Here is a 22145-nt window from a genome sequence, read left to right on the forward strand (position 1 = left end):
TCGTCATATTGCTGCTGTTTTTGCCCTTTACGTGGCGGCATAAGAAAATCCCCTCCGGTCAACAGTGTTGATCTCATCATACCATGAGGTCTTTTTTCACTGTCTACCATGAGGGGATAATACCACCACCACACGCGGGGAAACAGACTCTTTTTTTCACGCCCTAAGGCAGCTCGGTCGCCTCAAAATATTCTTCCCGGTCAAAACGTCCGCGCATCCATTTGTACGTATCGTCGTAAATGGCGCGCATGACCGGGTCCTTGCTGTTCGCCGACTCGATCAGCGTCTTGGAGCCGTAGTAGTAAGCGTGGATGTTGTTTTTGTCCATCCCCAGCTTGTGGGCAGCTACGAGCTGGTTGTAGTAAGTCTGGTAGAACTTCGGATCGCGGTACATCCGCTCGTCCCCTTCGATCTCTACGCCCATCCCGTACTTGCTGACGACGTCCAGCACGCCTTCGATCCGGTCGAGCTGCACAGGCTTGTCGCTGTAGTAGTTAGGCTGCAGGAACGCGTAATCGAAGGACAACGACTTCCACTCGGCCACGCCCGGCGCCCCGTAGTAAGGAATCCAGTAAAAACGCAGCGCTTCGTTATGCACCATGCTGGCCATGTCGCGAATGAGGGTGCGCTCTTTCGGGGCGCTGTCCTCGATCAGCTCGTGGAACCAGTAGATGCCTTCCAGCTTCAGATAGGCGTACCCTTCCTTGTTCCAGCGCTTTTGCAGCTCCTGGAAGTACCATTCCAGCGCCGCCTTGCGGTTCAGGTAAGCCTGTTCCTCCCCGATTCCCGCAGGATTGAACGACAAGGACGGCTTGTTGTCCACAATCTGGCCGAAGTTGGTTTGAGCAGCGTTTGGATACGGCAAGGCCAGCACGACATTTTCCTGGGTCGGCGTCGTGTACAGCGTACCGCGCAGGCGATTGTACTCCCGCATCGCCTGGTTCAACGCATCGAGCTGCTTGCCAGTACCGAACAAGTCATTCATGTAGCCGCGCCAGCCGTCTTTGGTGACAGGCATGTTCTGGTACGGCAGGAAAAGGATCGTGTCGAACATCTGGTCGCGCATGTAGCCGTCCGCAGTGCGATAGCCGACCATCGGCAGAAAATCTTCCTTCGTCCACGTTCCGCGCTCTCCATACGCTCCCGAGTAAGCGAGCAGCATGTTTTCCACGCGGCGCGTCGCTTTTTGGTCCTGCGTCGCTTTCGCCGGGCTTGGCGGCGGCAGCAGGACAGCTCCGCCTTGCCAGTCGCTCTCGTTTTTCGCCCAGACCTCCAATTGGCGGGCAAAAGCAAACACCTTCACCGGGAACGATACCCGGACGTAACGCGTTTGTACATCAGGCAGCGTGACGGCGAGCGTGCGCACGACCACCTGATTCTCGCTAGCAGGAACGTCGTGGACAGCGCGTCCGGCGTACGACCACGCTTTACCGTCGCGGGACACTTCGACTTCCATGTATTCCGGCAGCGTGATCCCGGACGTTTTTTGCTGCTTGAACGTCAACGCGACCCGCTCCAGCGGCTTTGCTTCGTTGAGCGCAACCGTCACCTTGCGGCCGAACTGACGGTTGTACCCGGTCCATTCCTCGGAAGGCGTGACCAGTCCGCCTACAGGGCCTGGATACTGCTTTTCCACCTGCTGGAAATACGAGTCCGGCGGTCCAAAAGTAGCGACCGAGGTGAAGCTGCCAGGAGCGATGTTGACCAGCTCGTCCTGCTCGGCAGGCTCGACCGCTTCTTTCTCTTCTGCTGGTTGCTGCGCATCGTCGGCAGCCGTTGCCGGGTCAGTTTCCGTTTTCTCGCTCTCTGTCGCTGGCTTGCTCTCGCCAGCTTGCGGGCTATCGGCAGGAGCAGTGACAGTCGGGGCGGTTGTGCCAGTTGAGCCAGACTCTCCCGCCTCTGCGACAGGCGGTTTGCCAGCGTCCTTGATCTCCACCGGGACCGTCACGGTTTTATAGCCCACTGTTACGGTCAAGTTCCCTTTTCCCGGAGTCGGGCCTGCGACGAAGGTTCCGTCTGCCAACACCGTACCCAGCTCAGGGCGATCAAAGGCGAAGATCGGGGTAAAAGGCAGCTCGTCCCCTTTGGCGCTTTTTACCACCAGCCGCTCGCTCGTACCTGCAAGCACGCTCAGACGCGGCGTGTCTACCGTAAAATCCACCTGCTCCGCCTGCTGGTAGCGGGCATCGAGCACGCGCTCCGCGATGACTGCCGCCTCCGCGCGGGTCACGGTTCCGCCCGGGTTGAATTTGCCAGCCGCGCCCTGCATCCAGCGCTGGTTGGTCACTTCCTCGACCGCCGCTTTGGCGTAGTCGGCGATTTCCGCTTCGTCGCTGTAGGCGACCGTACTTTGTGCCGGCGCTTTTGTGACGCCGCTCGCCTTCATCAAGCGAGACAAGATGACGGCCAGCTCCTGCCGGGTAAGCGGATCGGAGCCGCCGAGTGTCTGATTGCCTCTGCCAGTCATCACGCCAAGGTCGGCGAGTCCGTAAACAAACGGAGCATACGGGCTTTCCTTCGGCACGTCGGCAAACACAGCCTGTTCAATCTGGCTCGGCTGCAAGCCCACTACCTTTGTCAGCAGCACCGCGATATCCTGGCGCGACATGGTGTTTTGCGGATTGAAGCGGCCATCGCCCTGACCGCTGATGAGGTGCAGCCCGGCCAGCCGATTGACGGCGTTACGTGCATAGCTGTTCCCCAAATCGGTAAATTCCACAGTCTCCTGCGCTGCTTTTCCGGTCTCTGCCTTCTGCTGTGGCTCATTTGCCGCATACGATGGCGGAGCCACCTGAACCAGCAAGGCAGACAGCGCCAGACAGGCAGTAAGCATCTTGCTCCCAAATGTTCTCTTTCTCATTGCAAACTTCTCCTCCAATATGCCCCTCTGCTGCGTTTATTCGGTCGGGGAAACCATGGGCTGACGAGGCGGCTTGGGGCCGAAAAACTGATAGTAGTCCACCTTGATGTTGCCGTTGTAGAGCTTGCGCTTCTTGCTCGCCGTCCGCCCGAAATGCTCCTCAAACTGCTCGTCCGAAGTGATGATGTAAAAAGACCACGTGTCCATGGCAGCAAACGTTTTCCCCATTTCGCCGTACAGCCTGCTGACCTGCTTCCACTCGCCCAGGCGCTCCCCGTACGGCGGATTGCAAATCAGATAGCCGTACTTGCGCTTGGTCCGCACATCGCGCACGTCCATGCGCTGGAAATGAATCAGCTCGTCCACGCCCGCTTCGGCGGCATTGCGGCGCGCGACTTTGAGGATTTCGTCATCCAGGTCAGTTCCGATAATCTCCAGCTTCTGGTCGTAGCGGGCCAAATCGTGCGTCTCGGCGCGCGCCTCTCTCCAGGCTGTCTTCGGAATGACGGGCCACGCTTCGGACACAAATTCCCGGTTCATTCCCGGTGCGATGTTTTGTCCGATCAGCGCTGCCTCAATCGGAATCGTGCCGGAGCCGCAAAACGGGTCCATGAAGACGCGATCCGGTTTCCAGCGGGACAGCAAAATCATCGCCGCCGCCATCGTTTCCTTCAATGGGGCCGTACCGATCAGCTCGCGGTAGCCGCGCTTGTGCAGCCCCGGTCCCGAAGTGTCAATCGTCAGCGTCGCCACATCCTTGAGCAGCGCTACCTCGATTTTGTACAGCGGCCCTTTTTCCTCAAACCAGTCGCGCTTGTACGTTTTTTTCAGACTCTCCACCACCGCTTTTTTCACGATGGCCTGGCAGTCCGGCACGCTGAACAAGGTGGATTTGACCGATTTTCCTTCGACCGGAAACGCGGCGTCTTCCGTAATCCAATCGGCCCAAGGCAGGGCCTTTGTCTGTTCAAACAGCTCGTCAAACGTCGTCGCTTTGAATTCCCCTATCTTTAGACGCACGCGGTCGGCCGTTCGTAACCACAAATTTGTGCGAGGAATCGCAGAAATATCGGCGGAGAACGTCACTTTGCCGTTTTCCACCTGAACCGGGCCGTAGCCGAGCGCTTTTACTTCCTCCGCCACCACCGATTCCAATCCAAAAGTCGCCGTAGCGATCAATTCTACTTTTTGCATATGTAATCTCCTGTCCGTCCAAATTGCTTCGGGGCTTACCCTTATACTATATTACCCGATTTACGAATGGGGTTGGTAATCTTGTGCAAAAACAATACCAAAAGACCCGCCACCAAAAAGAGAACGGGTCTGGCATGCTGACTGCCCATACTGGGAATCCTATGAAAATACATTCACTTCCAGGAAGGGGAGAATCGCCAATGCCGGAATTGCCAGAGATGGAAACGTATCGCGGGCTGCTTCATCAGCAAATCTGCGGCGCTGCCATTACCGCTGCCACTGTCCAGCGGGAAAAGACGATTAACGTACCCCCGGCGCAGTTTGTTCAGACTGTACAGGGCAACTGCCTGACGCTCATCGAACGGCGCGCGAAGCACCTTTTGTTTCATTTGCAGAACGGGCACGTCCTGCTGCTGCACCTCATGCTGGGCGGCTTCCTCTACTTGGGCACAGCGGAAGACAAGCTGGCGCGAACAGCCCAGGTGACGCTGTCCTTTGGCGAGCGCATCCTTTATTTTCACGGGCTGCGCCTTGGCTATTTGCACCTTTTGACCCCCGACCAGATCGACGAGAGGATGGCCTCGCTCGGCCCCGAGCCGCTGGAGCCGGGCTTTACGCTCGATCGTTTTCTTGAGCTGCTCGCAGAAAAACGCGGCGTGCTGAAAACAACCTTGGTCGACCAGCATTGGATCGCAGGCATCGGCAACTGCTACTCCGACGAAATCTGCTTTCACGCGGGAATTTTGCCGACGCGGCGCATTCCCGAGCTGACTGCCGGGGAGCGAGCGAGACTGTACCATTCCATGCAGACGGTGCTTACGGAAGCGATCCGCTTCGGCGGCTACATGGACCAGCCGCTGTATCGCGGCGACCGCTTGACGGGTGGATTCGACGAGCGCTGCCAAGTGTACGACCGGGGTGGAGAGCCTTGCCCGCGCTGCGGACAGCCGATTGAAAAAGGCGAGCTTTCGTCCCGCAAAGTATTTGCCTGCACCAACTGCCAGCATTGAAGGGGCAAATTGCCCGGTCACTGCCCGACTTGTTCTGCCGCCTTCATCTGTTTGACCATGTACACCTGCTCGGTTTCCGACGGTCCGAAGCCCGCTGCCTCAAGCGCATCGAGCAGCAGCCCTTCCGTTGCCCGCAAATTGAATGTGGCCCTGCGGCAATCCCGCTCATACGGGGCAAACACATGGGCAAGGGCGACGTTCAAAATGCCGAGGGCATCTTCATGGTCCGGCTGTGCCACGCATTGCCGCAAAACGACGGCGTTCACCTGTCCGGCTTCATTGACCATCGTTTTGTACATCGCATACCCGACTGCCTGTCCGCGACGGTCCTCCACCACCAGCGCCTGTGCGTCGCGCAAGCTCTGCCACTGGTTTTGCCAGGCCACATCCCCCGCGTAAAACGGCAGAGCCGCCACTTCCTGGGCCAGCACGCCTCTGATCCGGTAGTCAGACTGGGTCGGCGCGTGAAAAGCGTGCTCTGGCAGCGGACCGCTTCGTTGCCAGAACAAGAGGCGGTCTACCACTTCGTAGCCTTTTTGCTCGTACAAGGCAATCGCTTTGCTGTTTTGGCTCATCGCTTCCAGAGTGGCAACCTCCACGCCCGCTTCTTGGTACAGCGCAAGCGTAGCGTCAATCAATTGACGGCCCACTCCTTGCCTGCGGTATTCGGTGGCGACACCTGTCCCCCCGTTCCACGCGACTTTTTGGCCGCCAATCGTCCGCAGTCCGCTTGCGACAAGTCCAATCGGCTCGGTTCCGTCAAAAGCGACGACAGACAACGACAGTGCATAGCCCTCGCTGCCCAGGCGCTGCACCAGCATTTCCTCCGTCATGACGATCGGAATAAAATAGCCTTCAAATCCTCTGTTCCACGCTTTCGTCACTTCAGCAAACGTACAGTCACTCATCCGCTTGATGGTAATCATCCCATCACCTTCCATTCTTTTCGATAAAATTATTTTAATTGAAAAGGTCTAAAAATTCAATCTTTTCTGTTCGGCCATTTGCTTTCTTTGTCACGCCTGCTTTTCGCGTGGTAAGATAGAAAAAATCACGTACCCGGGAGGTTCCTATGCGCAAACAGCTCACCGTAGGCTCTCTTATCGCCGGACGCTCTCCCGTGCAGACGCCAGCCCCTACTCCTGTGTCCGGTAACATGCCGGAGACAACCGGGCGAGCTGGCAGCTTTTCCAGACTTCAGACCAAGCCCCAGACTACCATCAAGCGCAAACAGGTGACGGTCAAGCAGCACGACCAAACGATTTCGGTTGAACAGGCCCCCTGTCAGACGCTGCTGCAAGCCGCACTGGCACAGGGGCAGCCGCTTTCCTACAAATGCCGGCAGGGCTATTGCGGGAAGTGCCGTGTCCTGGTCGTATCAGGCACCTCTCTGCTCGATGCCCCGACCAAGCAGGAATCGGAAAAGCTGGACCAAAAGCTTGCCTCCGGCTATCGCCTCGCTTGTCAAAGCACTTTTCGCTCTACGATATTGGATTAAAAGGTGGCAGCAGCATGAAACCAACACGCATCCTACTTTTCGCAGGAGGGAAGCTGGGTGACTGGGCCATCCGCCACATTCGCGCAGACGACTGGCTCGTCGGCGTCGACCGGGGCGCAATGTTCCTCGTTCGCCACGGCTTCGCGCCACGCCTGTCGATTGGCGATTTCGACTCTGTCACAGCCGAAGAAATGGCGGAAATCGAGCGCCACAGCCTACACGTCTCTTCATGCGACCCCGTGATGAAGGATTTGACCGATACCGAAATGGCGCTCGCCTGGGCGATTCAGCAAAAGCCCGCGGAAATTGTGCTGCTCGGTGTGCTTGGCTCGCGCTTCGATCATACGCTCGCCAACGTCCAACTGCTGCACAAAGCATTGCAGGCGAAAGCTTCCTGCCGCATTGTCGATGAGCGAAATGAAATTCGCCTGGTCGACAGCCATTGCCGCATCGAGCAGGACCATTTTGCCCACGTCTCCCTGCTGCCTTTGACGGCGGAAGTCAGCGGCATTACTTTGCGCGGCTTCATGTATCCGCTGGAAAACGCCACGCTGCGCATCGGCGACACGCTCGGCATCAGCAACGTGCTCACGGAACAGACAGGAACGATTGACGTCGCTACAGGCCAACTGCTCGTCATCAAAAGCAAGGATTGAGCCGCACAGGAAAAAAAGGATCTGCGCCGTTACAACCAAACGGTGCAGATCCTTTTTTGCGACTATTCTTCTTCGACGTGCAGCGGCAGTTGCCAATCGATCTCTTCCATTCCTTGCGAGCGCAAAAACGCATTCGCTCGGGAAAACGGGCGGCTGCCGAAAAAGCCGCGATTGGCCGAGAACGGGCTTGGATGAGGCGAAGCGATGATGCAATGTCTCGTTTTATCAATAAAAGCGGCCTTCTCCTGCGCATGCCTTCCCCACAGGATGAACACAAGCGGCTTCTCGCGCTCGTTCAACAGATGGATAATCTGATCGGTAAACTGCTCCCAGCCGATGCCCTTGTGCGAATTAGGATTGCCTGCCCGCACGGTAAGCACGGCATTCAGCATCATGACGCCCTGCTTTGCCCAGTGGCTCAAGTAACCGTGCTCGGGAATGGTGCAATTCAGATCGCTTTGCAGCTCCTTGTAAATGTTGACGAGCGACGGCGGCGGCTTGATTCCCGGCCTGACGGAAAAGCTCAGACCATGTGCCTGTCCCGGACCGTGGTACGGGTCCTGTCCCAAAATGACTACTTTGGCCTGCTCGTAGCTCGTCAGGTGGAGCGCGGTAAAAATATGATACATGTCCGGGTAAATCGTTCGCGTCTGGTACTCTTCCTTCAAAATCTGGCGGAGCTTCAAATAGTACGGCTTCTCAAATTCCCCCGCCAATATCGGCGCCCAGTCGTTTTGCAATATTGCCATTTTCCTCACCTTGTCCGCTATTCTTTCTATTACCTTACCACAGACTGGCGAATCTCTGAACCATCGTTTCGTCCTGCCCCCACCCGGGACCTGGCTCTGCCAGTCCTATCTTTCCCCCCGTTCTTAGTCTATGTTTCCTATTACCCTCGTTTGATAGCTTTTCTCCCATGATCTTTGACATAATGTTTTCTGGGAAGATTTAGACAAAGGGAGAGGTTTTTCGACATGAAATGGGACTTGAAATCATTTTTTGGGGGAATTATTGTCGGTTCAGCACTCTTTTCGGGAATCGCCATTGCGGCCCCGAACTATCCGGATGTGGCAGGAGACACAAAAACGCCGTTTACCTATTACTTTGAAGGCGTGCCAAAGTCGCCAAACAGCGATGTCCAGGGCATCATGTACAAAAACTCCGTGTACGTGCCAATCCGCTTCGTAGCAGAAAACCTGAACAAGCCAGTCATTTACGATGCCAAAACCAAGTCGATTTTCATCGGCAAGCTGCCGGTTGCGAAAATGTATTCGAAAATGGAAGCAGTCGAGCTGGTCAAAAAGAAATACGCCGCCAGCCTCACTCCTACACACGTAGTCGAATATGACCACGATGACGAAAAAGGACACTACGTCATTCAGGTGTACCAAACCGTCGTGAACAACTTCCAGTCCGGAGACAGCTACACCAGCACATACGGCTGGTTCGTGGTCAACCCGAACACAGGAGAAGTGAAGTCTTTGCTGTAAGCAGCACTTATTCCTATATACCCAAGAGGACAGCGGCATTTAGGGGAGCCGCTGTCCTCTTTTACTTCCAGTAACTGGACAACTTCCGATTGACTTTGAGAATCCATCTCCCTACGATGAGAAAAGACAACATTCAATAGGGGAAGGGTGTTTTTGCTCATGATGGTCGAAATCAAGACGATCGTTGTTCAGGAAGGGTACGCCGATGCAATCGTAAAAGGCTTCGGAGAGCCAGGCGTGGTGGAAGAAGCTCCGGGCTTTGTGGATTTGAGCATTTTCGTGCAAAAGCCGCGCAAAGGCGAAGAAGAAGTGGTCGTCATGATCCGCTGGGAATCGAAAGAAGCGTGGAAGCAGTGGGAGCTGAGCGAGCCTCATCTCGAAGGCCACCGCAAAGCGCGGGAACAAAAACGGCCAGAGTACATCATCAGCTCCAAAAGCGGTCATTATGAGCTGAAAGCAAGCAAACACCCTCGCCAACCGCAAGTCTAGCTTTTGCCTGATCGCACAAAACCAGCCCTGTTTCGCGGCGCAGTTCAAGCCCGTTCGAAACAGCGGCTGGTTTTTTACAATTCAAGGCCGTACTTTTCCATTTTCCGATACAACGTAGAGAGGCTGATTTGCAGCTCGCTGGCGATTGCCGCCTTGTCCTTGCTATGCCTTTCGTCCGCCAGATGCTTTTGCAAAATGGCGCGCTCGTAATCAGCCAGCAACTGCTCCAGCCCCGCTCCCGCCTTTTCAGCGTCCACCGTCTCCTCGCCTGTGAGCAAGTACTCCGGCAACTCCGCATCGCCAATCGTCGGCCCCTCTGCCATGTTGACCATGTATTCCACGGCATTTTCCAACTGGCGGATGTTTCCCGGCCAATCGTACGCGACAAGCCGCCTGGCAAGTCCGGCGTCCAGTTCCAGCCTGCCTTTTTGCAAAATCGTTCCGTACCGATACAAAAAATGCTGCAAGTAAAGCGGGATGTCCTCGCGCCGTTCGCGCAGCGGCTTCAGGCGAAGCGGAATGACGTTCAGCCGGTAGTACAAATCTTCGCGGAACGTCCCCTCTCTGACCATGCTCTCCAAATCTTTGTGCGTAGCCGCAATGACCCGGACGTCCACCTCCAGCGTCTTGACGCCGCCGACCCGGTCGACCGTTTTTTCCTGGAGGACGCGCAGCAGCTTCGGCTGCAACGACAACGGGATATCGCCTACTTCATCGAGAAAAATCGTGCCTTTGTGCGCCAACTCGAATTTGCCCGGCTTGCCTTCGCGCCGCGAGCCTGTGAACGCCCCGCCTTCGTAGCCGAACAGCTCGCTTTCCAGCAACGTCTCGGGAATCGCCGCGCAGTTGATGGCGACAAACGGCTGTCTGGCTCGCTGGCTCTCGCTGTGGATCGCCTTTGCCAGCAACTCTTTCCCCGTTCCGCTCTCCCCTCTGAGCAACACCGTAGAGATGCTGTTTGCCACTTTTTTCGCCTTGGCGATCACATCGCGCAACCCCGTATCAGCGCCGATGAGCTGGGCGAAGTACACCGGGCTGACCGCTGCCTGGGGCATTTCCTCCTGAATGTTGCAGCCCTTTTCCCGCTCCGCGTCCAGTTCCAGCAGCTTGTGCTCGATCAGTGCGCTCGTATGCTGCAAAAAAGGCATCCATTTTTCCGAATGGTGCAGCATCTTTTCCTTTTGCTCGGGGGAAAACCCGATAATGCCGATCACGCCGACCGTCTTTTCCCGCTTGTGTACCGGAAAACCGATTGTCGCCAGCTCCCGGCATTGCGGCAAAAACTTGCAGTTCATACACTGCGAGTCGTTCTTTTTCATGTCAAAAATCATGCCCGGCTGTCCGGTCTGCAAAATCATCCGGAAAAACGATCCTTCCGGCGCAGGCAAGCCAATCAGATCCGAATAGTAGCCCGTGCCGCTCACCCGTATCCCCTGCTCGTCGAGGATCGTGACATCCAGCCCGAGCACTTTGGCGATATTGTCTGCGTATGATTGAATGAACTCCTCTATCCGGGAAAATTCGGTCATGAGCGGCCCTCCTGCCAAGTTGCGTTCCTTACCCTCTGCCCGCAGCATCCGCCGCAGGCACGCGGGAAAGCGCCTGCTTTAGATCAGCAATAATGTCGCGCGCATCCTCCAACCCGGTAGACAGGCGAATCAAACCGTCCGTGATGTTGAAGGCAAGACGGTCCGCAACGGGAACAGAAGCATGCGTCATCGAGGCGGGATGCTGGACAAGCGTTTCGGGATCTCCTAAGCTAAACGATATCATAGCCAGACGCAGCGCGTTAATGAAAGATTTGGCCGCGTCGTACCCTCCCTTGACCTCAAACGAGACGATTCCGCCCATTCCCGCCATCTGGCGTTGCGCCAGCTCGTGTTGCGGATGAGACGCAAGGCCGGGGTAGTAGACGCGGGAAATCGCCGGGTGCTGCGCCAAATATTCCGCGACAGCCTGGGCGTTGTGGCAATGCTGGCGAACGCGCAAGCCGAGCGTCTTCAAGCCGCGCAAAATCAGAAAAGCATCCCAGGCGTTCAAGTTTTGTCCCAGGTCGCCCATAATGTGTTTGCGCATGAACTGAATCTGCTCTTGTTTCCCGACGATAAACCCGGCAATGACGTCCCCGTGTCCGTTCAAATATTTGGTCGCGCTGTGCACGACGACGTCAGCGCCCAATTCCAGAGGCCGCTGAAGGTACGGGGTCATGAACGTATTGTCCACGATCACGACAATCCCCCGCGCGTGGGCCAGACGGGACAGCGCGGCGATATCCAGCACGGTCAGGCGCGGATTGGATGGCGTTTCGATGTAGAGCACGCGGGTATTCGGGCGCAGCGAACGCTCTACCGCCTGCAAATCGGTGCAATCGACGAAATCGGCGGCGATCCCGTAGCGCGGGGCCATCGTCGTCAGAAATTTGTAGCTCCCGCCGTAAACGTCCCGTGTACACACCACATGGTCGCCCTGCTGCAAAAAAGCGAGCAGCGCCCCGGAAATGGCCGCCATGCCGCTCGATACGCCCAAAGCGGCCTCGCCGTTTTCCAACGCGGCGATTTTTTGCTCCAGCGTCTCAATCGTCGGGTTGCCGTACCGACCGTAGTACGTCCCTGCCCGCTCTCCGGCCACGCAGGCAGCAGCGGAATCCGCGTCCGGAAACGCGTAGGCTACCGCAGGCACGACAGCAGCCGCGACCGCCCCAGTCTTTCGGCAAGGCTCCTGAGCAGTGTGAATAATCGCGGTGTCCAGCTTCCAGTCGTTTGTCTTCATCATCGTCTCTCCTTTTTCGCGATCCTCTCGATCATCCTTTGGCGAATGGTAGTAGCAAGGAGCGTGCCAACGAAAAAAGCGCATCAAACCGCCCTTTTCCGCTGCTCACGGCGGGGTGTTTTCGCATTTTCGCAAAAAAAGTTTGGCCTCGAACGAGAAAAAGCCGTCAGATACACTAACGGCTTTTTGCAAAGCTGACAATGAAGTTTTGCACGGGCAAAAAAACGGCTTAGACGAGGATGCCGCCGCTCTTGTGGTACTTCAAAATTCCTTCTGCAGCGCGGTACGAGAGCGCCCCCATCGTGCCTGTCGGGTTGTAGCCGCTGTTGTGCGCAAAGGCGGAAGCGCCGACGACGAACACGTTTTCCGCGTCCCACATTTGCAAGTAGTTGTTGACCGCAGAAGTTTCCGGCGATGCCCCCATGATGACCCCGCCTGTATTGTGCGTCGATTGGTACGGGGTAATATCGTAAGGCCCCAGTTTGCCGCGCACCTCCACTTTGCTGGCGCCCATTTCCCTGGCAATTTCCCCGCATTTCTCGGACAAAAAGGCGGCCAACTGCCTGTCCTGTTCCTCGAAGTCAAACGTAATCCGCATCAGCGGATCGCCAAAGGCGTCTTTGTACGTCGGGTCGAGATCGAGGAAATGATGGCGGAACGGCATGGAAGCTCCCTGCGCCCCGACGTTGACCGTGCGGTTCGCGTATTTGATTGAAGCGGCCTTGAACTCCTTGCCCCAGCTCGGCGTGCCTTCCGGAACCGTGTTGTTGGCGATCGGGCGCTGGCCGTACTGGGAGACGCTGATGTTGGCACCGTGAATGAAGTTCAGGCTGGAATGGTCAAAATTGTCGCCGTTGTAATCGTCGAGCACCATACCGAGCGAGCCGGCGCCAGCGTAGTTGTTGAACTCTTTGTCCTCGAAAAAGCCTGTCGCTCCGCCGCGCATGACCTGATAGCAGTAGTTTTTCCCGATGACGCCCTTGCCTGTATTCGGGTCGTACGGTCTGCCCAGCTTGGACATCAGCAGCAAGCGGGCATTGTTGAATACGTAGCTGGTCAGCACCACGATATCGGCTGGCTGCTCGATTTCCTCGCCCGTCGTCACATCCGTGTACAGCACGCCTGTCGCTTTGTTGCCCGTATGTAAAATGCGGCGCACGTGGGAATGCGTGCGAATTTCAAACTTCCCGGTCTTTTTCGCCACGGGAATGACCGTGACAACCGGGTCTGCCTTCGCGCCGTATTCACAACCAAACCGCTCGCAAAAGCCGCAATATTGACAGGCGGCCCGGGAAATACCGTCCGGATTGGTGTACGCTTCCGACAGGTTCGCGGACGGGAGCGGATACGGATGCAAATTCAGCTTTTTCGCCGCTTCCTCAAACAGCTTCATGCTCGGCGTCGTTTTCATCGGCGGCGTCGGGTACGGCTGGGAACGTTTGCCCCCGAGCGGATTTTCTGCTCCCGAAATGCCCGCCATTCGCTCGAATTTGTCAAAGTAAGGTTCCAGTTGATCGTACGTGATGCCCCAGTCCTGAATCGTCATGCCCTCGGGAATTTTCTTTTCGCCATAGCGTTCGACCGTCTTGCTGCGTATCTCAAAATCGTACGGCAAAAACCGGAACGTGTGGCCATTCCAGTGAACGCCCGATCCGCCCAGCCCCGTTCCCAGCAAAAAAGAGCCGTACGAGCGCATGGGGAGCGCGCGAACGTTGGTGTTGCTGCGGAAGGTGATCGTTTCCTTGGACAAGTCCTGCATCATTTCATAGCGGAGCGCGTAGCGCAGTTCGTCGTGTACCATGAAGTAATCTTCTGTTTTCCGCTCTTTGCCTCGCTCCAGTCCAACGACTGTCAGCCCCTGCCTCGTCAGCTCCGAGGCGATAATCCCTCCGCCCCAGCCTACACCCACGATAACGACATCCACTTTGGGCAATTTTTTGGCCATGTTGTTTCACCCCGTGTTGTCAGTGTTGATGATCCCGCAAACTCAAGGGCTCCATCTTCACGAATTTGTCTTGCTCGATCACCTGTGTATAGGTCATCTGATTACCTGGGTAATTTTTTAATCTCCAGCCATCCATATTTTTATTGCCGCCGTACAGCGGGTCAGCGTAGATCCCTTCGATTGTGCTGGCGCGCAGCATTTTGAAGAAAGCGCTGGCCGAGATCGTGGTCAGCTTCACCTCGTCTGTCTCAAACGCCTTCAGCACGGCGTCCTGCTGCTCAGGCGTGATCTCGTAAAAGCGTTTGCCATGTGTAGACTGGCTGTAGTTGTTCAGCTCCTGAATTCCGATGTCGAATATTTCCCGCCGCTTCAGCCTGCCCTGATAGCCCTGGGTCACTTCCCCCGGATAAAACGGACCTTGCATGTATTCGCGCGAGTTGAACCCCCAATCTCCCGCCAACTGGTGGTCGATGAAGTAAGCCGCGCCCAACGCTTTTGCCCCCGGGCCTAGCTCGTCTTCGGGGAAAATTCGCTCGCATGCGGCGTCCACTACCTTGAACTGCTCCGGACTGAAATACATCAGCGCCTGATTATAATCGGCAGCAGGAGCCGGTGTCGCTCCCGGTTGCGGTGGTGCTTCCGGCTTGCGGAGCAGGCTTCCTGCCACTCCCCCGACAACCAGACCACCGAGCACCAGACCAGTGTTTTTCAAAAAGTGCCGACGCGACACTGGCTGCTCATGCCTGTTGTTTGATTCTGCCAAATCTACCACCTCCAGTTCTCTCTTCCCTTGGTTTGCGCATTTTTTCGACAGGCTAAACGCATTTCCCGGAAATTTTCCCAACATGCTCCACACATAGTTTCCAGAGGCAAACAAAGGATATGGTTACCTATATAGCAACAGTTGGAGGGATTACGATGAAACGCTTAGGAACATGGGTGGGCAGCACCGGATTGGGCATCGCGCTTCTGCTTTCGGCCTGCAACAACCAGGCTGCGCCGCAAGAACCGGCCCGGACACATACCGTACATCCGGACAGAGCGGACGAGACGGTCATTCCCAGCGTAGACCGCGACAAAAAGCTGACAACCAACTCTCACGGCACGACTTTCAGCGGAATGGGCAACGGCGTGTACAGCTCCATCGGCAGCTCGCATCTGCACAGCGGCGGCCCCTCGACCAAGCTGGAAGCACAGCTCGGCGCAGCCGGAGTTCACGGCATCCATGCATTGATCGTCGGCGATGCTATTTTTCTTGCGCCGACGACCGCCAACCAGGCTTCGATCAATTCGATGGACCCGATGCAGTCCCACCTGCTGAGCAGCTATGCGGGCAGCAGCAGCAGAGGCAACGATACGGCGAACGGCATCGCAGGGGCGAAGGCGAGAACCAACACGACAGGCGTGCTGGGCACCAGCGATCGGAACGCTTTGTTCACGCAAGCGCGCACCGTCGTAGAGCGCCTGTACGGCACCGATGCGAAAGTCTGGACGGTCAACTCGAAAAAAGGGATCGACTCGCTGGAAAAAGTGAAAAAACATTTGCGAGACAACAACCGGGACAAAAAAATGGCGGACGAGCTGGACAGGCTCTTCCGCGAGGCGAAGCGATAGACAGACCGGCAAGCGCTGATCGGCCAGTTCATGAGAAAACATGGCTGCGTCAAGCCATTGGTCAAGACAAAAAGGGACAAGCAGCGCGCTTGTCCCCTTCCCTTTAGCTATGCAAAAATTCATCGATGGCCTTCACCGTCTCCTGTGGATGAGTCACCATCAGCAAATGAAGCGAATCCGGTATCATCCTCACTTTTGCCTGCGGTACGGCATGCTGATAACGGACAGCGGCTTCCCGGCAAAAGGTCCGCTGCGCTTCATCAGGCAGCTTCGTTTCATCGGCGAGCAGCAACAGCACAGGGGCATCCGCTCTGCCTGTTACGCTGTATTCCAGCTCCCCTCCCGCGATCGGGATGCGGCTTGTCCGCACTACACTCGCTCCGGTTCCCCTCTTCATTTTGCCCGCGCTCCTTTCATCCCCGCTTTCGTCTGTGAAGCTGCTACTCATCGAATTTCACCAGCTCCAGCCTGGCTCCCTTGATTTTGACCAAATAAAACAAATAAACAAGGCCGACAAACGTCCACAACAGTCCGAGCATCATCGACTTGATATCAAGACTGATCCATAAAAACGCGATAAAAGCGGTCCCGATCAGCGGCGCCAGCAGATAGCCCCACCAATCGGCCATGCGCCTTTCCTGCTTGAGCCTGAGATAGTAGGCGATGACACTCAGGTTGACAAAGCTGAAGGCGATCAGCGCCCCGAAGTTGATGAACGACGTCGCGGTCAACAGGTCCAGGTAGAGCGCGGACAGCATCAGCGTCCCGACCAAAAGGACGTTGAGCAAAGGCGTTTTCAGCTTCGGATGCACATAGCCAAACCATTTTCGCGGCAAATAGCCGTCCCGCCCCATCGCGTACAAAAGCCGCGTGACGCTGGTCACCGACACAAGCCCGGAGGCGAGCGTAGAAGACAGCGCTGCCGCCAAAAACAGTAGCTGAAACACGGAGCCGCCGATAAACAGCGCGATTTCCGCGGAGGCCGCTTCGGGGTCAGACAATACAGAAACATCAGGAAACAACGATTGCATAAAGTACGAAGCGGTAATGAACAGCGCTCCCCCTGCCAGCGCGACCAGCAAAATCCCCCGGGGAATCGTCTTTTTGGCCTCGACCGTTTCCTCGGTCAGCGTGGTCACGGCATCGAAGCCCAAAAAGGAAAAGCAAAGAATCGAGGCGCCCGACAGTAACGCGACTACGGACAGATCGGGCGAGAAGAACGGCTGGATGTTGAATACGTGCCCAAGCCCCTCTCCCTGAACCAGACTGCGAATGGACAACCCCGCGAACAAAATGACAAAGGCGATTTGAAACAGCACGAGAAACGAGTTGACGGAAGCCGTCACGGTGACCCGGAACACATTCAATAATGTAATCAGTGCGATAAATCCGATAATCCACCACCTGGTCGGCACCTCGGGGAAGACGGACGATAAATACACCCCTGTTAGCAGGGCGTTAATCATGGGCAAAAACAAATAATCGAGCAGCGACGCCCATCCGACCAAAAATCCCGCATACGGATGGATCGTTTGCTGCGTGTACGTGTACGCGGTCCCTGCCGACGGGAACGCGCGGACCATTTTCCCGTAGCTCGCGGCGGTAAACAGGATGGCGAGCAGCGTCACTGCGTAGGCAGCAGGAACGTGTCCACCGGTTTCCTCGGCCACAATGCCAAAAGTGTCAAAGACGGCCATCGGAGCCATGTACCCCAGGCCAATTACGACGATATGCCACAGCTTCAAGCTGCGTGTAAGCTCTGCTCCCCCATTCACTGCCTGTCCTCCTTCTCTGGTGCAACACGAATAATTATACACGCGAATGAGAAAAGTTCCACGCCTTGCCTGATGAAAAAACGCTGTTGCACACGGTTTTCCCATGCCGCAACAGCGTTTTTGTGTTTGTCACAGCCTGCGCCTGTACTACGCTTTTGGCAGTTCGAACGAGCTTTTCAGCGAAACGATCCGGTTAAAGACCAGCTTGTCCGGCGTCGTATGCTTCGGATCGACGTTGAAGTATCCGTGGCGGAAAAACTGGTATTTGTCCTGCGCCTTCGTGTCTTTCATGTTCGGCTCGACGAATCCGTTCAACACTTCCAGCGAGTTCGGGTTGATGTTGTCCAGGAAGCTTCCTTCCGTGTCCTCATCGTCGAGAATCAGCGGCTCGTACAAACGGAACTCGGCAGGTACTGCCTGGCTCGCATCTACCCAGTGGATGGTCCCTTTTACCTTGCGTCCTGTAAACCCGCTTCCGCTCTTCGTCTCCGGGTCGTAGGTGCAGTGCAGCTCGATGACATTGCCATCCGCGTCCTTCACCACGTCGTTGCATTTGATGAAGTAGGCGTGCTTGAGACGGACTTCATTTCCCGGGAACAGGCGGAAATACTTGCTTGGCGGGTTTTCCATGAAGTCGTCCTGCTCGATGTAGATTTCGCGGGAGAACGGAATTTGACGATTGCCCATCTCCGGATTTTCCGGGTTGATTTCCGCTTCGAGCATCTCGACCTGGCCTTCCGGATAGTTCGTGATGACGACTTTCAGCGGATTCAAAACAGCCATCGTGCGCGGTGCTTTCAGCTTCAAGTCCTCGCGGATGAAATGCTCCAGCATTTTCGCGTCGACTGTACTATTGCTGCGCGCTACCCCGACTTCACGGGCAAACGTGCGAATCGCTTCCGGCGTAAAGCCGCGACGGCGGAAGCCTGCAATGGTCGGCATGCGCGGATCGTCCCAGCCATCGACGACGTTTTCGTCTACGAGCTGTTTCAGCTTGCGCTTGCTCATGACCGTGTTGGTCAGGTTCAAGCGGGCAAACTCGTACTGGCGCGGAACGTGCTCCATCTCGCACTCGCTGATGACCCAGTCGTACAGCGGACGATGGTCTTCGAATTCGAGCGAGCAGAGCGAGTGGGTCACGCCTTCAATCGCATCCTCCAGCGGGTGCGCGTAGTCGTACATCGGGTAAATGCACCATTTGTCTCCCGTGTTGTGGTGGGTCGTATGGGAAATGCGGTACAAAACCGGATCGCGCATGTTGATGTTCGGGGAGGACATGTCGATTTTGGCACGCAGCACTTTTTCCCCGTCCTTGAACTCTCCGTTGCGCATGCGCTCGAACAGGTCGAGGTTTTCCTCCACAGAACGGTTGCGGTACGGACTGTCTACGCCCGGCTCCGTCAACGTTCCGCGCAGCTTGCGCATCTCTTCGGCAGACAGATCGTCCACGTAGGCTTTGCCTTTTTGAATCAACAGCACCGCACGCTTGTACATCTCTTCAAAGTAATCCGATGCAAAAAACAGCCCGTCCCATTCAAAGCCAAGCCATTTGACGTCTGTTTTGATCGCTTCCACGTACTCAGTGTCTTCTTTCACCGGATTGGTATCGTCAAAACGGAGGTGAGCCTTGCCATTAAATTCGCTTGCCAGTTCAAAATTCAGGCAGATGGCTTTTGCATGTCCAATATGAAGATACCCGTTCGGCTCCGGCGGAAAGCGGGTAATGACTTCCTTGACCTTGCCTGCTTGCAGGTCGTCAATCACGATATTGCGGATAAAATTGGATGACGCTACCTTGTTTTCCAATGAAATCAACCTTTCACTTCACCTTTACATTCCATAATACTGATTCTCTTCCCAGAGTTCAACAAAATCGGGCCGTTGTCCGGCCCGCTGCGTCTACCACTCCTGCTCTTTTGACCATCGCGATTGCGGCTGGCAGTACAGCGAAATGATCGAGTCGAGCGACCGCCGCTGTTCGGTAATGCCGCGAATGGTTTGCAAATGCTTAGGTCTTACCAGGTGGAGCAGCGGCTGTTCAACCTGATTGAACCGCTCGAAGGCGGCGGCTGCGATCTCATCCCATTGGCGATAGTAGCGCAGCAAGTCGTCAGGCATCACCCTTGAACGGCTCGTGCCCGGCTCCGGCAAGCAGTCAAACGGTTCATCCAGGTTCAGCGTTCCGTAATCATCGGTCAGTTCCTCGCCCGGCAAAATGTCCCGCGCCGCCAGTTCCAGATCGTACATCGTCGCCACACAGGTCGCATGGAAGCTGTGGTTGACAAACCGGGCCTTATCCCAGCACAAGATGTATTTGCCGAACTGATTTTTGAACGAATATTTTTGCACGTCCTGTTTTCTTAATGGATCCAGTTTTTCCACAAATGCCGGGTCTAATACCTGATCGAGATCATCCTGGACCCAGACAATCGTGCCTTTGGGAATGAGCTTTGTCGCAAACACACCGTACCCGATCTCGTCGTTGATATAGCGAAGCTCTGTATCGGGATGCATCATGGTCGTTGTTTCACTCCTTGGCAAATGTGCCTTTTTATCATCATAAGCAGTTCGGCCAACAGAGGTGTGTGAATGTCGGTGAAAAACGCGTATTTCCCTGATGCTTCCTTTTTTCTAGATAAAAAGAAATTTCCTTATTTACCCCAATCGACAAATCGTCTATATTATTGACAAACAGGTTTAGGAAATTTTACCTGCAACATTTGCATTAATTTTTCATTGATATCGAAACGGCAAACCCGGGGAAATCCGGCGACGCAAAGCTAGAGGGGCTACCTCCGCACGAGCGGGCATGCCAGCCAGCTACCGAAATATTGATGTAGGACAAGACCAATGATCCTATATCATTGGTCTTTTTTTGCGCACTCATTGTCTGTTTTTGTCCATTTTTGTAGGTATGAGGAATTTTCTGTCTGTCCCGGTCAAGGAGGTGAGGCTGCGAAAAGCTGTCGGATTGTTGAACCTTTTCACCAAAATACAAGGAGGCTTCATGAGATGTCACTTTGGAAAAAACTTTCTGCCGTCGCATTGACCGCCGCTATCGGCCTGACAACATTCGCTCCGGTCCAAGCTGCCAATCGTCCAACATCAATGTCGCCAAATGCCATGGTCACAACACCTCACTATCTGGCTACAGCCGCAGCCCTGAAAACGTTGGAAGACGGCGGAAACGCAGTAGACGCCGCGATTACCGCCGCCTCTACCCTCGCCGTCGTCTATCCGCACTACACGACCATTGGCGGGGATAACTTCTGGCTCATTTACAACGCCAAAACAAAAGAGCTGAAAGCATTGAACGGCAGCGGACGAGCTGGCGAAAAGGCAACCATCGAATACTACAAAAGCAAAGGCTACGACAAAATTCCTTCCCGCGGCTATGAGTCTGCCAACACGGTTCCCGGCGTTGTTTCCGGCTGGTGGGAAGCCTACAACTACGCGCACAAAAGCATGGGCAACAGCAAGCTGCCTTGGCACAAGCTGCTGGAGCCTGCGATCGGGTACGCCGAAAACGGCTATCCCGTCTCGCCCAACCAGGTTTACTGGACCAAGTACGCAACAGACCCGACTGACAACGAGCTGAAAAATCTCCAGCGCTTCGAGGGCTTCCGCAAAACGTTCCTGAAGCCGAACGGAGAGCCGTATGCCGCAGGCGAAATTCTCAAGCAAAAGGACCTTGCCAAAACGTTGCGAATCATTGCCCAAAAAGGCGCCGACGGATTTTACAAAGGCGTAGTCGCGCAAAAAATCGTCGCCGACCTGCAAAAAAACGGCGGGCTGCTCACGCTGAAAGACTTCGAGAAGCATACCTCCACCTGGGCGGAGCCGATTACGGTAGACTATCGCGGCTACAAGGCGTACAACGTGCCGCCCAACTCCCAGGGCATGGCCTCGCTCTCGATTTTGAACGTGCTGAACAACTTTGACCTCAAGAGCATGGGCGAAGGTACGCCGGATTACTACCACACGATCGTCGAAGCGACCAAACAAGCTTTTGCCGACCGTGACAAATGGCTGACTGACCCGGCATTCGTGGATATTCCTGTGGACGAGCTGTTGTCCAAGCAGCACGGAAAAGAACTGGCAGCGCGCATTGACATGAAGCAAGCGGCAAAAGCGGTCGAGCCGCTCGATCCAAAAGGCGATACTACGTGGTTTGGCGTCGTGGACAAGGACGGCAATGCCGTGTCGATCATCCAGAGCCACTACTTTGACTGGGGCTCCGGCATCGTCGCGAAAGACACGGGCGTCCTGTTGCAAAACCGCGGCAGCTACTTCTCTCTGGACCCGAAACACATCAATCACCTGGAACCGGGCAAACGCACCTTCCACACGATCAACCCGGCGATGCTCTTTAAAGGAGACAAGCCTTACCTGCTCTACGGAACACAAGGCGGCGAAGGCCAGCCGCAAACGCAGGCGGCGCTCGTCACGCGCATCGTCGACTTCGGCTTCAGCGTGCAGGACGCGATTGAAGCGCCAAGATGGCTGCACGGCCGCAACTGGGGCTCTGCCTCCAACAACCTGAAAGTCGAAAGCCGGATTCCGCAGGACGTTCTGGACGAGCTGGTGAAGCGCGGCCATCCGGTCGAAAAGCTGGAAGCAGCCTACACCGATGCGATGGGCCAGTCCGGCGCGATCTTGATTGATCCGCAAACGAATGTGAAGTTTGGCGGCGCTGACCCTCGCGGGGAAGGCGCGGCAATGGGATATTAATCGCTCGTCAGGCTGCTGAGTCTTCTCGGCAGTCTGACTGTGCATTTCTTTCGGGCAGGCAGCGTTCTACGCAAGACAGAAAGAAATTGCCAAGCACGAATTTAGGAGTGGAAA

General features: G+C 55.7%; 19 protein-coding genes and 1 riboswitch. Of the genes, 7 read left to right on the top strand and 12 right to left on the bottom strand.

Going from position 1 to position 22145, the window contains the following annotated elements:
- Nucleotides 1-163 precede the first annotated feature (163 nt).
- Nucleotides 164-2860 (bottom strand): DUF4855 domain-containing protein, encoded by a 2697-nt coding sequence (locus tag AC27IT_RS16380; RefSeq protein ID WP_327944230.1) that lies wholly within the window; start codon nt 2858-2860, stop codon nt 164-166.
- Between the two features lie 36 nt (nt 2861-2896).
- The gene (locus tag AC27IT_RS16385; protein WP_026557581.1) at nt 2897-4054 is read right to left on the bottom strand and encodes a THUMP domain-containing class I SAM-dependent RNA methyltransferase; all 1158 of its coding nucleotides are present in this window, start codon (nt 4052-4054) and stop codon (nt 2897-2899) included.
- Nucleotides 4055-4254: 200 nt separating this feature from the next.
- Between AC27IT_RS16385 and AC27IT_RS16390 the strand changes: the two genes are divergently transcribed.
- Nucleotides 4255-5064, top strand: a complete 810-nt coding sequence (locus tag AC27IT_RS16390) for an Fpg/Nei family DNA glycosylase (protein ID WP_327944228.1) — start codon at nt 4255-4257, stop codon at nt 5062-5064.
- A gap of 17 nt (nt 5065-5081) precedes the next feature.
- On the opposite strand, the gene AC27IT_RS16395 is transcribed toward AC27IT_RS16390, so the two are convergent.
- Nucleotides 5082-5990 (bottom strand): GNAT family N-acetyltransferase, encoded by a 909-nt coding sequence (locus AC27IT_RS16395; protein ID WP_005830297.1) that lies wholly within the window; start codon nt 5988-5990, stop codon nt 5082-5084.
- Between the two features lie 146 nt (nt 5991-6136).
- On the opposite strand from AC27IT_RS16395, the gene AC27IT_RS16400 reads away from it, so the two are divergent.
- Together AC27IT_RS16400 and AC27IT_RS16405 are read left to right on the top strand one after the other, a co-directional pair.
- Entirely contained in the window at nt 6137-6562 is a 426-nt protein-coding gene (locus tag AC27IT_RS16400; RefSeq protein ID WP_025843677.1) for a 2Fe-2S iron-sulfur cluster-binding protein, read from the top strand.
- A gap of 14 nt (nt 6563-6576) precedes the next feature.
- Nucleotides 6577-7218 carry a thiamine diphosphokinase gene (locus AC27IT_RS16405; protein ID WP_007777260.1) on the top strand — a complete coding sequence of 214 codons (642 nt, stop codon included), beginning with the start codon at nt 6577-6579 and terminating at the stop codon, nt 7216-7218.
- Nucleotides 7219-7280: 62 nt separating this feature from the next.
- Here AC27IT_RS16405 and AC27IT_RS16410 read toward each other — a convergent pair whose 3' ends face one another.
- Nucleotides 7281-7967 carry a uracil-DNA glycosylase gene (locus tag AC27IT_RS16410; RefSeq protein WP_007777264.1) on the bottom strand — a complete coding sequence of 229 codons (687 nt, stop codon included), beginning with the start codon at nt 7965-7967 and terminating at the stop codon, nt 7281-7283.
- Nucleotides 7968-8192: 225 nt separating this feature from the next.
- On the opposite strand from AC27IT_RS16410, the gene AC27IT_RS16415 reads away from it, so the two are divergent.
- The gene (locus AC27IT_RS16415) at nt 8193-8708 is read left to right on the top strand and encodes a stalk domain-containing protein (protein WP_007777268.1); all 516 of its coding nucleotides are present in this window, start codon (nt 8193-8195) and stop codon (nt 8706-8708) included.
- 159 nt (nt 8709-8867) lie between these two features.
- On the top strand, nt 8868-9197 hold the full coding sequence (locus AC27IT_RS16420) for an antibiotic biosynthesis monooxygenase family protein (RefSeq protein WP_005830305.1): 330 nt from the start codon (nt 8868-8870) through the stop codon (nt 9195-9197).
- A 74-nt stretch (nt 9198-9271) separates the two neighbouring features.
- On the opposite strand, the gene AC27IT_RS16425 is transcribed toward AC27IT_RS16420, so the two are convergent.
- From AC27IT_RS16425 to AC27IT_RS16440, 4 genes are all read right to left on the bottom strand, one after another.
- Complete coding sequence (locus AC27IT_RS16425; protein WP_005830307.1) at nt 9272-10726, bottom strand: sigma-54 interaction domain-containing protein; 1455 nt, start codon at nt 10724-10726, stop codon at nt 9272-9274.
- A gap of 28 nt (nt 10727-10754) precedes the next feature.
- Nucleotides 10755-11966, bottom strand: coding sequence for a trans-sulfuration enzyme family protein (locus AC27IT_RS16430; protein WP_327944222.1), 1212 nt, complete (start codon nt 11964-11966; stop codon nt 10755-10757).
- A gap of 229 nt (nt 11967-12195) precedes the next feature.
- On the bottom strand, nt 12196-13911 hold the full coding sequence (locus AC27IT_RS16435; RefSeq protein WP_005830310.1) for a GMC family oxidoreductase: 1716 nt from the start codon (nt 13909-13911) through the stop codon (nt 12196-12198).
- Between the two features lie 19 nt (nt 13912-13930).
- A complete protein-coding gene (locus AC27IT_RS16440; RefSeq protein WP_007777280.1) occupies nt 13931-14674 on the bottom strand; it encodes a gluconate 2-dehydrogenase subunit 3 family protein in 744 nt (247 codons plus the stop codon).
- Nucleotides 14675-14829: 155 nt separating this feature from the next.
- On the opposite strand from AC27IT_RS16440, the gene AC27IT_RS16445 reads away from it, so the two are divergent.
- Entirely contained in the window at nt 14830-15525 is a 696-nt protein-coding gene (locus tag AC27IT_RS16445) for a hypothetical protein (protein ID WP_487091914.1), read from the top strand.
- A 103-nt stretch (nt 15526-15628) separates the two neighbouring features.
- Here AC27IT_RS16445 and AC27IT_RS16450 read toward each other — a convergent pair whose 3' ends face one another.
- From AC27IT_RS16450 to AC27IT_RS16465, 4 genes are all read right to left on the bottom strand, one after another.
- Nucleotides 15629-15922 (bottom strand): alpha/beta fold hydrolase, encoded by a 294-nt coding sequence (locus AC27IT_RS16450; RefSeq protein WP_327920797.1) that lies wholly within the window; start codon nt 15920-15922, stop codon nt 15629-15631.
- Nucleotides 15923-15965: 43 nt separating this feature from the next.
- Nucleotides 15966-17300, bottom strand: coding sequence for an APC family permease (locus AC27IT_RS16455; protein WP_005830319.1), 1335 nt, complete (start codon nt 17298-17300; stop codon nt 15966-15968).
- A gap of 147 nt (nt 17301-17447) precedes the next feature.
- Nucleotides 17448-19115, bottom strand: coding sequence for a glutamine--tRNA ligase/YqeY domain fusion protein (locus AC27IT_RS16460; RefSeq protein ID WP_035316699.1), 1668 nt, complete (start codon nt 19113-19115; stop codon nt 17448-17450).
- An 84-nt stretch (nt 19116-19199) separates the two neighbouring features.
- A complete protein-coding gene (locus AC27IT_RS16465) occupies nt 19200-19817 on the bottom strand; it encodes an SET domain-containing protein (RefSeq protein WP_431809586.1) in 618 nt (205 codons plus the stop codon).
- A 222-nt stretch (nt 19818-20039) separates the two neighbouring features.
- Nucleotides 20040-20128, top strand: a riboswitch (cyclic di-GMP riboswitch).
- A 184-nt stretch (nt 20129-20312) separates the two neighbouring features.
- Between AC27IT_RS16465 and ggt the strand changes: the two genes are divergently transcribed.
- Nucleotides 20313-22031, top strand: coding sequence for a gamma-glutamyltransferase (gene ggt, locus AC27IT_RS16470; protein WP_283858400.1), 1719 nt, complete (start codon nt 20313-20315; stop codon nt 22029-22031).
- Nucleotides 22032-22145 lie beyond the last annotated feature (114 nt).

The organism is Brevibacillus sp. YAE8, assembly GCF_057543335.1.